This is a genomic window from Vibrio sp. 10N.222.49.C9 (assembly GCF_041474985.1).
Lineage (GTDB): Bacteria > Pseudomonadota > Gammaproteobacteria > Enterobacterales > Vibrionaceae > Vibrio > Vibrio crassostreae_C.
Map to the genome: position 1 here is coordinate 1 of NZ_JBFRVD010000029.1, position 12,542 is coordinate 12,542.

General features: G+C 43.8%; 10 protein-coding genes. 6 read left to right on the forward strand and 4 right to left on the reverse strand.

All coding sequences use genetic code 11. From position 1 onward, the window contains the following. Window positions 1-477: 477 nt before the first annotated feature. The 3 genes from AB4585_RS12830 (at window position 478) to AB4585_RS12840 (ending at window position 2,940) form a co-directional block, all read left to right on the forward strand. Complete coding sequence (locus AB4585_RS12830) at window positions 478-1,686, forward strand: NupC/NupG family nucleoside CNT transporter (protein ID WP_372154988.1); 1,209 nt, start codon at window positions 478-480, stop codon at window positions 1,684-1,686. 321 nt (window positions 1,687-2,007) lie between these two features. Then, window positions 2,008-2,277 (forward strand): hypothetical protein, encoded by a 270-nt coding sequence (locus AB4585_RS12835; RefSeq protein ID WP_017064869.1) that lies wholly within the window; start codon window positions 2,008-2,010, stop codon window positions 2,275-2,277. Between the two features lie 45 nt (window positions 2,278-2,322). Continuing rightward, entirely contained in the window at window positions 2,323-2,940 is a 618-nt protein-coding gene (locus AB4585_RS12840; protein ID WP_372169986.1) for a class I SAM-dependent methyltransferase, read from the forward strand. Window positions 2,941-3,084: 144 nt separating this feature from the next. Here the strand turns inward: AB4585_RS12840 and AB4585_RS12845 are convergent, their stop codons facing one another. Next, window positions 3,085-4,227, reverse strand: a complete 1,143-nt coding sequence (locus AB4585_RS12845) for a DUF3541 domain-containing protein (RefSeq protein ID WP_017060606.1) — start codon at window positions 4,225-4,227, stop codon at window positions 3,085-3,087. Window positions 4,228-4,510: 283 nt separating this feature from the next. Between AB4585_RS12845 and AB4585_RS12850 the strand changes: the two genes are divergently transcribed. Both AB4585_RS12850 and AB4585_RS12855 read left to right on the forward strand, forming a co-directional pair. Next, complete coding sequence (locus AB4585_RS12850) at window positions 4,511-5,866, forward strand: diguanylate cyclase (RefSeq protein WP_371725202.1); 1,356 nt, start codon at window positions 4,511-4,513, stop codon at window positions 5,864-5,866. A 163-nt stretch (window positions 5,867-6,029) separates the two neighbouring features. Further along, a complete protein-coding gene (locus AB4585_RS12855; protein WP_372169989.1) occupies window positions 6,030-7,679 on the forward strand; it encodes a DEAD/DEAH box helicase in 1,650 nt (549 codons plus the stop codon). Window positions 7,680-8,245: 566 nt separating this feature from the next. Here AB4585_RS12855 and AB4585_RS12860 read toward each other — a convergent pair. Further along, window positions 8,246-9,775 (reverse strand): DUF3612 domain-containing protein, encoded by a 1,530-nt coding sequence (locus tag AB4585_RS12860; RefSeq protein ID WP_082153947.1) that lies wholly within the window; start codon window positions 9,773-9,775, stop codon window positions 8,246-8,248. A 169-nt stretch (window positions 9,776-9,944) separates the two neighbouring features. Between AB4585_RS12860 and AB4585_RS12865 the strand changes: the two genes are divergently transcribed. Beyond that, window positions 9,945-10,541 carry a malate synthase gene (locus AB4585_RS12865; RefSeq protein WP_017060610.1) on the forward strand — a complete coding sequence of 199 codons (597 nt, stop codon included), beginning with the start codon at window positions 9,945-9,947 and terminating at the stop codon, window positions 10,539-10,541. 128 nt (window positions 10,542-10,669) lie between these two features. Here the strand turns inward: AB4585_RS12865 and AB4585_RS12870 are convergent, their stop codons facing one another. Continuing rightward, window positions 10,670-11,686 (reverse strand): GGDEF domain-containing protein, encoded by a 1,017-nt coding sequence (locus AB4585_RS12870; RefSeq protein ID WP_017060611.1) that lies wholly within the window; start codon window positions 11,684-11,686, stop codon window positions 10,670-10,672. A 457-nt stretch (window positions 11,687-12,143) separates the two neighbouring features. Beyond that, window positions 12,144-12,356, reverse strand: coding sequence for a cold-shock protein (locus AB4585_RS12875; RefSeq protein WP_004740083.1), 213 nt, complete (start codon window positions 12,354-12,356; stop codon window positions 12,144-12,146). Between the last annotated feature and the right edge of the window lie 186 nt (window positions 12,357-12,542).

Consider the following 12,542-nt stretch of genomic DNA (forward strand, 5'->3'; position numbering starts at 1 on the left):
CAATTAGGAAACAAAGCCCAGAAAAGTAGTAAGAATCACACAGAATTAACCGAGTGATTACGCTCACACACTTAAAGACTTAACATTACAAATTCAACTCCCTACAGATTGTTTACAGTTTTGAAGCTCGAAAACGACGACAAACAATACATTTTGCTTAATCCTTGATCGCGCGATCGTTTGCGTTAAAAAATGTGATGAAAGTCTCACTTAACTGTTTATACTTCTCTTCCGGTTTTAAGCCGGTGCTTAGCCAATACAAGCCGTCACATGGATATGTGAATGACCCCACGGACCGGACCAGCTACGTTCCACTGCTTGTATAAGGTGATTTTTTACATGAACAACTCGTTGTTACATTCGCTAACCCTGTTAGCTCCTTCATCGCGTAGCGTTTTGCTTGCGGTTCTTTGTCCTGTTCCTTTGATGTCATTTGCTTGGCTCATGTTCACTCTTTAAGGATTACTAGGACACATTATGAATATTCTATTTGGTTTTGTCGGTGTTCTTGCACTGATTGCTTGCGCGTACCTGTTATCTGAAAGTCGTTCTTCAATTAACTGGAAAACGGTCTCTCGTGCACTATTACTTCAAATCGGTTTTGCAGCCTTAGTATTGTATTTCCCTTGGGGACAACTGGCGTTAACAAGCCTAAGCAATGGCGTTTCGAGTTTGCTTGGTTTTGCAGACGTTGGTATCGCTTTCCTATTTGGTGATCTGGCTACTGAAGGTTTCATTTTCGCGATTCGCGTACTTCCAATCATTATCTTCTTCAGTGCTTTGATCTCTGCGCTCTATTATTTAGGCGTTATGCAGAAAGTGATTCAAATCTTGGGCGGAGCGGTGCAAAAACTGCTGGGTACAAGTAAAGCTGAATCTCTGGTTGCTACAGGTAATATCTTCCTTTCTCAGGGTGAGTCTCCTCTTCTTATTCGTCCCTTTTTAAAGTCTATGACTCGTTCGGAACTGTTTGCTGTAATGGCAGGTGGTATGGCGTCGGTAGCGGGTAGTGTACTTGGTGGTTATGCTGGCCTTGGTGTTGAGCTTAAATACCTTATCGCTGCAAGCTTTATGGCGGCTCCGGGCAGTCTGTTAATGGCGAAGATCATTGTTCCTGAGCGCAGCACACCAAGTGATTACGACCATATCGAACTAGATAAAGCTGACCAAAGCAACGTGATTGATGCATTGGCAAGCGGCGCGATGAACGGTATGAAGGTTGCGGTAGCGGTTGGTACTATGTTGGTTGCATTCGTGAGTGTGATTGCGATGGTCAACACTGGCCTAGAAAGCCTAGGTGAAACGTTCGGTTTTGCGGGTATTACGCTACAAGCTATCTTTGGTTACCTGTTCTCGCCTCTTGCATGGCTGATCGGTATCCCAAGTGACGAAGTATTGATGGCGGGTTCTTACATCGGTCAGAAGATCGTTATGAACGAGTTTGTTGCTTTCATCGACTTCGTTGAGAACAAAGCTCTGTTATCTGAACACAGCCAAGTGATCGTGACTTTTGCTCTATGTGGCTTTGCTAACATTGGTTCTATCGCGATTCAGTTAGGTTCAATCGGTGTTATGGCACCAGAGCGCCGTGCTGAAGTTGCAAACTTAGGTTTGAAAGCTGTAGCTGCTGGTACGCTAACAAACCTAATGAGTGCATGCTTAGCGGGTATTTTCATCCTGCTTTAAGCTATATTCAGTTAAAGCGGACACTTTACTTACGGAGTTAACGTAAGGAGGGTGTCCGCTTTTTTGTGCCTGTTAATCAGGCGAAATCAGGTTTTGGCCGTCGACTGTGATTTGTCTATCGTGAGTAAAAGCTCACTCGGAAGAGTAATAGAGCCAGTTCCTTTTATCCGATATACTTGAATATCATCAGGTTGCGATTAATAACATTCGGCTTCGATTAAGAACATTCGATTTCGATTGAGAACATTCGGTTCCGACTAAGCATATCCGCTTTCGATTAGGAACAATGGCAACCAAGCTAAATTAATCAAGGGTCTCTCCATGAACATTCGCGTTCTCATCGGTCTTATTGTTACCTTCATTGGCTTGTTTGCGATGGTTTACCTAATTGCTGGCGGCGCTCAGTTTCCTATCTACCAGTGGCCAAAAGAGGCTTATCTCGGTTTGGTGTTCAGCGTGGTGTGGGGGGCTGGTGTCGCAGCGTCTGTAGCGTATTTCTTCTCGGCATTGGTGTTTGTTACTGTCGCCGTGGTTTGCTATGCGATCGGTTATAAAATCGGTGGGCTCTTTTCTTCAAGTTCTAAAGCTTAATCTTATCAAGGTGTGCTGATGTTCATTGAAGTAGGGCTGATTTGAATGCACTGGCTCGATCGTTGGAAGGTGTATCGCTATCATCGGAAACAAACTAACCGCTCGAATGGCGACAAGGCTAAAGCTTTAGGTTGGACTAGCGAAGAGAGTCAATTGTGTCGCTTTGAAGTAATCGCTCGTGCGGCGGACTTCGAAAAGAAGAGTGTTTTAGATTTGGGTTGCGGCTATGGCGAGCTGTTTGAACTGCTCGACAGCATCTATCGTATTCAATCTTATACCGGCGTTGACCAACTCGCAGGCTTTCTTAAGAAGGCGAAGCAAAACTACACAGAAGATCGTTGTCAGTTTTTGGCGGGTGATATGAGCAAAATGAACCTTGAGGCGCACGACATTGTCATCGCTAGTGGTTCACTGAACTACATCTGTCGTGATTCTGATTATCTGACAAACATGATTACTCGCATGTATGAACTGGCGAATCAGACGGTGATTTTTAATCTTCTCAACTCAAGCCAGTATCCTTCGCGTAATACCTTGATGAGTTATCACCCTCAAGGTGTCTATCGTTTCTGTAAAACGCTCTGCGATGATGTCTCTTTAACGGAGGGCTACGCAGAAGGGGATTTTACGATAGTGATGAACAAAGCCGTGTCAGGAGCTTGATGTCGTCTTTGTTTTTATCTTTACGCAGGTTTTGATATTAACAACTTTTGATACGAGTACTGACGTAGTAAACAGCAAAAAGCCGCAGCCTTGAAAGGTATGAGGCTTTTTGGGTTCTATGATGAACCTAGGCTAGGTATGTTGCTAGTTCTTCGGTGGTTGGTTTTTAATGAGTCCGTAAGGGATGTTAGTAAACACCTTAGGGTTGCCTTCATAAGTCGGCGCTTCATTCACTTGCTGCCAATCGAGTAGCATGATTGCTAATACGTTGCGGTGTTCACCGTACTCAAGGTCAAAATCGCCAGTAATTGAAGGGATCATGCCTTGTTTCTCATCGATTGAAGCTTGAATCGCGAGTCGAGTTTTCTCTAGAACTGGGTCATCTTCTAAACCTGCCAATAAGAAGGTTAATCCAACCTCAGCAATCACATCTTCTTTCGCACGCAGCAGAATCGTATCGATGTTTTCTCTAAAGTAATCGTAGATCCATTGATGGTCTTGTTCGCTTACTTGATGTTGGTAATATTCTGAGTCGCCGAAGATGACGTGTGTCATACCATAGATCTTATTGCCGAATTGCTGGCTTGAGAGTTTTTTGTCTTTATCGTCTGGATACGCTTTTTTGAAGGTATCGACAAACTCATCAACGACATCCTGCTCACCCAGTTGGCGCAACCAGTAAACCTGATTCGCTAATTGAGCGGCCCACGCTTTCACCATGTCTTCATTGGTCACGTATCGTGAGAAGTCATAGCGACGAATGATTTCGCGTAGCTTGGCATCGTTCTTGTGTTCTAAACCGTATTCGTTAGCACGAGCCATAGAGCCTAGAAGGTCAACACCAAGGTAAAGGTATTCAGGCATGTGCTTGGTGATGTTGTAGCGTCGAATACTGCGCTCATCGTTATCACCAATATAAGATGCAACTCGCTTCTCTGAGTAGAGTACGATTTGTTCCATGGTTTGAACGTCATTCGACAGGGTGCTGAGCTTGCTTGCCACTCGAGCCATGTCGCTCCACACCGCCGCTGAATACTTATCGTCTAATGTTTGACGATACATGCGCAGCCCGTAGTGACCTTCTTTGAATGCAGGCAGGGTGTAAAGCTGGCTTTCGTAGGTGGTGCGAATTAGGTCTGCAGATTGCTTGAAAGATTGTTCTTGAGAATTGAGCGAATCTGCTTGGGATTGAACGTTCACTGCGGTTGGCGCTTGAACGTTTTCTTGTGCGTGAACGGCAACCGAGGCTGATAGCAATGTACACAGTGTGATAGTTTTTAACTTCATGTCGTGAGGTACCAAGCTGATTATTAGTCTATGTAAAATAACATTGATGAATCCTTTAATGTAAGCGTTGAGTCAATACAATGTAAGCTTTATAAGGTTCACTAACCCTTTTTGATTAAACCATTCGTTTAGTAAAGAAGTTTGAAGTGATGGATCACCCAATATTTGATAGATAGTCGACGTTAGTATGGATTTTTAATGACTTAGCGGCATACTGGAGCAATAAGCCAGAAATGAGCCGTTATAAGGCAGTATATAGAACAATAGTGTTAGAGGTTCGTAAATGCCAAGTGGTTCTAGCAAGCAGTGGTCTGCCAGAGTAGTAGCTTTTCTTTTTTTTCTTGCGATAGTAAGCGCAATTGAGTTCTTTCATGCCAAGCAATTAACTTTTCTTAAAAACGAATCGTATTCAGAGGCAAAAAAGCAACTATCCATTATTCGTTCTCGGATTGAAGCCGCGATCGTGTCAGATATGTATATCCTCAATAATTTCTCGACCTTAGTGACCATCAACCCCGATGGAGAGGTAAAAAATTGGGATAAGATTGCAGAGAATATCATTCAAGATGGCTTCCATATTCGACTTATCGGACTCGCCAAAGACGACATTCTAAATTTTGTTTACCCGATGGAAGGTAATGAGCAGATTCTCGGTATTAATTATCGTGATCACCCAAATCAATGGGAGTCTGTTGAGATAGCCCGTAATCTTGGCAACACCTTTATTGCTGGTCCTTTTGAGCTGTTTCAAGGTGGGCAAGCCCTCATTACACGTACTCCGATCTTCCGAGATCCGCCTTTTAATCAAGATTATTGGGGTGTCTCCAGTGCTGTTATCGGTTTAGATGAGCTGTTTGAAGATGTTGGAATCGGCAAGATCGAGAACAAGTATGAATTAGCAATTCGTGGTGCAAACAGTTCAGGGAAAGATGGCGCTGTCTTTTATGGTACTCAGGATGTGTTCGATAATGCGTTTGCCACTGAACAGGTGAGTTTTCCATACGGGGGTTGGTACCTTGCTCTCTCCGGTAACGAACATGTATTGATGGATGAGCCTTGGTATCGCATCCAAGCGGTAAGGCTGGTGGGCTACTCCATAATATTAGTGCTGGCGTTTGCTTTCTTTACTATTTATCGCCTTTACCGCATTGCAGATAGCCGCTCTATGCATGATGAGTTAACGATGTTACCGAATCGTCGATACTTCATGTATAGCCTCAAGCAGGCCTTCAAAACCACTCAAAAACAGAGAGCGAGAACCTTTGCTGTTGTAAATATCGACCTCGATGGGTTTAAAGCAATCAACGACACTTATGGTCACGCGGCAGGCGATCAGGTATTGATCGAGTGTGCTAACCGCATAAGAAGTGAGCTGCGTGTTTCAGATATCGTTGCAAGGATAGGCGGTGATGAGTTCTTGGTCTTGTTGCCACGCATTATCGATGATCAACACGTATCTTCAATCGTGACTAAACTACGAAAGGCGATATGCTCGGCGCCAGTTGTGTACGAAGCGCACTCTATTTATCTCAGAATCAGTGTGGGTTGGGTTATTCACAATAGTAACTACAATGATGTCGATGCGCTCTTGAAAGCCGCTGATGAAAAAATGTACGAACAGAAGCGACAAGTTATCTAGGTTGAATTTTAGCTGCGATTAGAATTTAGTTGCTGAATGGGGGGAAAAGCCTCAGAATACCGCGCTTTGCTCCGTATCAATGTATTTGATGAGCAAAAGCTGAAGCAACGCACTTTTTAACGTGTTGCTCATACTAAATGTTATTCAACTGAGAAAATAATCTATGAGTTTTACCTCCCTTGGCCTTTCTGAACCGATCCTTAAAGCTATTGAAGCACAAGGTTACGATAAGCCATCACCAATACAAGAGAAAGCCGTGCCAGCTGTCCTAACGGGCAAAGATGTTATGGCCGCTGCTCAAACAGGTACAGGTAAAACTGCAGGCTTCACGCTACCTATTCTTGAAATGTTATCGAAAGGTACTCGCGTACGTCAGAACCAAGTTCGTGCGCTCGTGCTAACGCCAACTCGTGAGCTTGCTGCGCAAGTGAATGGCAGCGTAGTGAAGTACGGTATTAACTTACCGCTGACTTCGACGGTAGTGTTTGGTGGTGTGAAGATTAACCCTCAGATGCAAAAACTGCGTAAAGGTAGTGACGTGTTGGTGGCAACACCTGGTCGTCTCCTTGACCTATACAACCAAAATGCAGTGCGTTTCGACCAACTAGAAATCCTAGTGCTAGATGAAGCGGACCGCATGCTAGACATGGGTTTCATCCGCGATATTCGTAAGATCTTAGCTTTCTTGCCTAAGAAGCGTCAGAACCTACTGTTCTCAGCGACGTTCTCTGATGATATCCGCAGCTTAGCGAAAGGCTTAGTGAACAATCCTGTTGAGATTTCAGTAAGCCCTGCAAACTCGACGGCAAAAACGGTTGAGCAAAGCATCTACCCAGTAGACAAAAAGAAAAAGAGCGCAATGCTAGCGAAGCTAATCAAAGATAACGATTGGCAACAAGTGTTGGTGTTCAGCAAGACGAAACACGGTGCGAACAAGCTTGCTCGCTTCCTTGAAGAGCAAGACATCACTGCTGCACCTATCCATGGTAACAAGAGCCAAGGTGCACGTACTAAAGCCTTAGAGAACTTCAAAACAGGTAAGGTACGAGTACTTGTTGCAACTGATATCGCCGCTCGTGGTATCGATATCCCGCAACTGCCTCAAGTAGTTAACTTCGATCTTCCTCATGTATCAGAAGACTATGTACACCGTATCGGTCGTACTGGCCGTGCAGGTGAAGTAGGTAAAGCGATTTCATTGGTTTGTGCTGATGAAGTGGGTGAGCTGTTCGGTATTGAACGCCTGATTCAACAAGTGCTAGAGCGTCGTGAACTGGAAGGTTTCTCTCCAGTAAATAAGTTACCTGAGTCTCGGTTGGATTCGAGTCCAATCAAGCCTAAGAAACCGAAGAAAGCAAAACAGCCACGTGAACATGCTGATGGTCAACGCTCTGGTGATAACGCTCGCGGGCACAAGCCAGCAGGTAAGAACAAGCGTCATGTAGCTGGTAATGGTTCGGCTCCAAAGCGTAAGCCGACATCTGGTAAGAAACCTGCTGAAAACAACTCAGCTGCGACAACTGAAGATAAATCAGTAAGAAACAACGGCAGCAACTTTAAACGCGGTAGTGCGGGCAATAAACCTGCTGCAAATAACGCAGGTGCTCAGAACACTCTGAGCAAACCAAGCGGTGCGGGTAAATCTAACGGTACTGGTAAGCCAAACAACGCGGGTAAACCTGCAGGCAAACCTAAGAAGTCTGGTTACGGCGGCAGCTACGGCCCAAGCAAGTCGTCAAATAAGCCGACAAGCAACAAACCTTCGACAAACAAACCGTCTCGAAGCCGTTCTAAGCCAGCTCCTCAGAAGTAATCTTTTCTGAGATATTGAAAGAGCAACGAACATGAGTCGCTTTATAAAAAGGCGTCTCGTGGGTTAAGTTCTTTCTGTCATAGAAATCGAATAAGCGCGAATATTGAATCTCAATGTTCGCGTTTTTTTATGGGCGTTGTTTAGGGTGTTGTTTATGTTGAGTAACCGTATAGCTTGAGTAAGCTAGGGGAGGTTTATTGCTGTTTAAAGTGATTGAATCTAAGGGAAATATGACATTTTTGGGAAGGGTAATGAATCTTTAATTATTCATTAATAATAACATAATCACTAGCGTTTTTGTTGAATTTTGCAATTTGCAATTCCAGTTTGCAAAACAAACAAGGATATCCGGCCAATACGTGTCCAGATGCGTAGTAAATACGTGTTTTAAAAGTTGGCACGCATGCTGCATTAGTAATGGTGACCCTTCTTAAGCCGAAGGTCACCTAGCCAACTGACGTTGTTAGTGAACCTTTTTTGTTCACACAAAATATATGACCAATCACCCTTATTGTGATTGGTTTTTTTTGCCTGAAATTTAGGTTCTATTTTTTGTTATTACTTTTTTACTCACCACACTTAGAGTAACAGCTTGGTTGGCGTGGGCATTCTCCACCTCTGGAGCAGATAAGCCTCGCCTCTGTCTCAATCCCACGTTCAATCCAATTTATATTTAGAATCTTGGCTATTGTCGTGAGATCTTTTTTGATGTTACGCGGAATTGCCACAGAGCCACCATTGTTAACGCATGACGCTTTAAGCTGCTCTGCTATGTCTCTTGAATTACCGCCTTGAGCATCAATCGCAGGGTTGAGATCTATACCAGCACACAACACACGATTGTTACCCGCAGGATCCGTCATATTGATGGATTCACAGCAGTAGATTCTTGGCTCATCACCCACGTTCAAAATGGAGATTTGAGCCGAGCTTCCCGCTCGAGGTTCTGATAATCGACGGAACACAGCCCAATGTTGACATGGGTCAGCGACCGTTCTCATATTTCCCCAAGGTAGCGGAATCCCGTTCCCGCGATATACCGCCTTGAGTTTCCCCGGCCCATAAGCATCAAAGTAGTGCCAGTGAGGGTAGGGCGATACTACAGTCATTCGACGCATCGCAACAGAGGGGGAAACCCCTGCTCTTTTGTGAACGTCGATTTCGTAACCAGTGCGGTCAAGTAGCTGCCTAAACGGGACTTTCGGGCACAGAAGTGCGCCAGCAAAGAAGCTGGATTCAAAGTCTCGCCATGCTTGAAGAATATCTTGGGAGTTGAGCTGTGAAGAGCCTGATATCTGGTTGTCGTCCCACGTGTTGTTGTTACCGACCGACAACACACTCTTTAGGCCTTCTTTGCTGTGCAGAATGCAATGACCGATATAAACCGAAAGGTCGTATTTCAGACGAGTTGGATACTCTTTAAGAATCTCGTTTAAGAAGATAGTACCGGGAGGCTCAAAGAAGGAGGTCACTAACTGCTTAGCGTTAATTCCGAGCTCATCGACGACGTCTTGCGGCGTGCGCGTCACCCAGCGGATGTTGATTCCTAGGCTTCTAGCGATGTCTATCAGGTCTTCTACGCTGAGGTTAAGACGTTTTAAACCTACTTCTTCCGCAGCGCGCTCAAGGTCAGGGAAGTGGTTCTGGTTGCTCTCTTGGTGTGCTCGAATCAAGAGGTGCGCAAACTGGCGGCCTGAAATGCCCGTTTGTGACAGCATCTCAGGAATCGCAATTTGCAGGATGTCGTTTGAGAATAGGAAGCTCGGCTCGAGCGCCATGCCACTTATCCCACCACGATTCCCCTTATCAGGAGCAATGGCTTGTTGTTCAGATTCGTCGTCGAGGAACCACGTCGGATTCTTCTGAAAGACCTGTGCAATCACTTCCAGCATATCGATGCTCGGAACCCGCTTTCCACGTTCAATCATTGAAAGGTAAGAAACGGAAGGAGCACATTCTGGGTCGATTCTAATACAACGCGCAGACAGGTCTTCCATCGTTAAATGGTTACGTTTTCTTAGGTTACGTATTTTCGTACCTAGGAAATGTGACTGACGAACTAAACTTTTTGACAAGGCCATATTTGTAAAATTCACATTGTAAAATTTTTGTTGTGAAATTGTATGTAAAAAAGCGCTAATCTACAAACTAAGCAATTCACAAAATGACAAATAAATTAAACGTTAGTTTGGAATAATTGCTCTAGGACACATTTTTGCTGTAGAAATCGGTGGTTATCACCGGACTGGTCAAGAGGGAAAGACTATGAATATGCTTACATTCGATAAAACAGAAATCCAAAAACAATCAAAGCCATTTATCGCTGAAGCTGTCTTTGCCGTGGAGACAATCAATGCTAATCAGCAAACTGAAAAGCAAGTGAAAGCAAAGCAGCTGCTTGATCGACTATTCCCACTAGAGAATGGCTCACATCAAGACGTAACCAGCTACGTAGTCGATTACCGCCATATTATGGCTTACTTTAAAGACGGTCAGCACAGCGGTCTGAAGCACCCTAAGCAGTTTGTAGCGTACATGGGTGAGAAGAACGACCCAGACTCTATCTTGTTTCGAGATGGCAGTGGCAGCCACCTAGAGGTGATGTTTGGTTGCCACAAAGGGACAGGTTGTATTGAGCTAGTAGAAATTGATGATATTCAGTTGGAATCATGCACCACGTTTGGCCAATCACCAATGGAAGCAACAACCACAATGCGTGAAGAGACCATTGCAGCGATGCGCCACTGGATCAGTTTGATTCAAGGTGACGCAAAGGGTAAACCAAAGGCATGCAGTGAAGATAAAGAGTTCAGAGCAAAGAGTGGTGAAGACTACTGCTTGAATTATTGCTTCCAGATCTAACGGTGAATCCTAGTTAGCTAAAGTAATTTATACAACTAAAGAAAAAGCCCCGAAGATAATGAACTTTGGGGCTTTCTAGTCTCAATACGAGCCGACTAATATGTCGATAAGAGCATTGTTGGTGTGTTTTACAAAGGCATGACTCGGTTACGGCCAAGTGATTTCGCTTCATAAAGTAGCTTATCAGCACGTTCAATCAGCGATTGAGCTGATTCGCCGGGTTCAAGTTCAGCGACACCAAACGATGCAGTGATACTGCCGACTTGTTGACCACTGCGGCGATCTTTAATCGACAGCTTTTCTAGAGAGCGACGATTGGTATCAGCGAGTTGACGAGCAATACGCAAAGACTTGTTAGGCACAATCAGCGCGAACTCTTCACCACCAAATCGATAGGCAGAAATACCTTCACGGCAACTTAACTTCAGCTTGCGAGCGATCGCTTTAAGCACCATATCGCCAAACAAGTGGCCATAGGTGTCGTTGAAATTTTTAAAGTGGTCGATATCGAGAAGAATCAGACACAAAGATTGTTGTGCTTCACACAGGGTTTCTATGTCACGGTCGAAAGAGCGACGGTTATAGAGTGTGGTTGTACTATCGAAAAGCGCATCTTTCTGAACTTCTACTAACTGGGTTTTTAGCTTGGTGATCTCTGAGGTTGCAGAGTTTAGCTGAGAGTTTAAAAACTGAGTAGAGTGACGAATATGACGGGATTCAGACACCAGCTGTCGAACTAAGGACATGACTTCATCAATAGATAGGCTTTCATTATCAACACGAGCCAAGTCCTCGAAGCTTTTATCGATCATGTCAGAAAAAGCGGAGGTGTCGGTCAGGGTGTCATTCATTGAATTGGAAACTTCAGAAACTAACAGTTCCAAATTAGCGCGAAGGTCATTGATATTGGTTTCGGATTTGCTGGCAACATAATTGTTGTATAGCTGCTCACCAACGGCAGGAGGACAAATACCGTAGTGTTCTAAAACACCATCCATGTCTTGAGTCAGCTGGGGAATAGCGTTATCGACATAGGTGTACCAAAGTGCGTAATTTGCAGGTGTCGTTGACACCCTGTTCTTCATCATAAGAGGCACCGCTTTTTTTAGATTTGCGGTGGATTTCTGAAATTCGTCTTTGTTCATTATTTTTACTGCAGATACCAAAACAACTAAGCCACTTGCGAACAAGGTTAGCGGATTTCGAAGGTCTTTGCTTTAAAAATTATATGATTAGTGGATGAGGGTTGGATAAATAACTCATTTTTATTATGAATATCGATTGCGTATTCATAAGCGTAATCTAATGGATTGTTCTTTAACCATATTTGGGCTTATCAAACTTTCGGCGTAGCGTGAGTTAGTATCAAAAGATTACTGAGAATTAAGTGTTGTCTAGGGAAGTGCATACAAAAAGTGACGTAAATTGATCGTTGAGCTTTAATTGAGAAAGTCTAGGTTGAGGACGCTTGGCTGGTGATTTGCATTTGTTCAGAGTTTACGGGGGAAAGCCTGTATCGAGAGGGGAAATGTTTATAAGCAGGCATAAAAAAGCGCCGATAAAAATCAGCGCTTTAAAATTCTTTTTAGCTATAAGAGCTAATTATTGAGCAACAACGTTTGCTGCTTGTAGGCCTTTTTGACCATTTTCAACTTCGAAAGAAACCTTTTGGCCTTCTTTCAGAGTTTTGAAGCCTTCAGAAACGATTGCACGGAAGTGTACGAATACGTCAGCGCCGCCGTTGTCTTGAGAAATGAAACCGAAACCTTTCTCTTCGTTAAACCATTTTACAGTGCCAGTATTTGTGTTAGACATAATTTGTCCCTTATTCATAAATTTTCTAAGTTGTTGATTGCATTTAATGCAATGCGCTGATAATTGAATTATTTAATATTGCTAAGAAATAAGGAAAAACTACTTACAAAAACGGGTAACGATTTTACATGTCAATTTTTTACTATTCATCTAACTTAAATAACTCCGGCTAACAGAGCGAGAGCA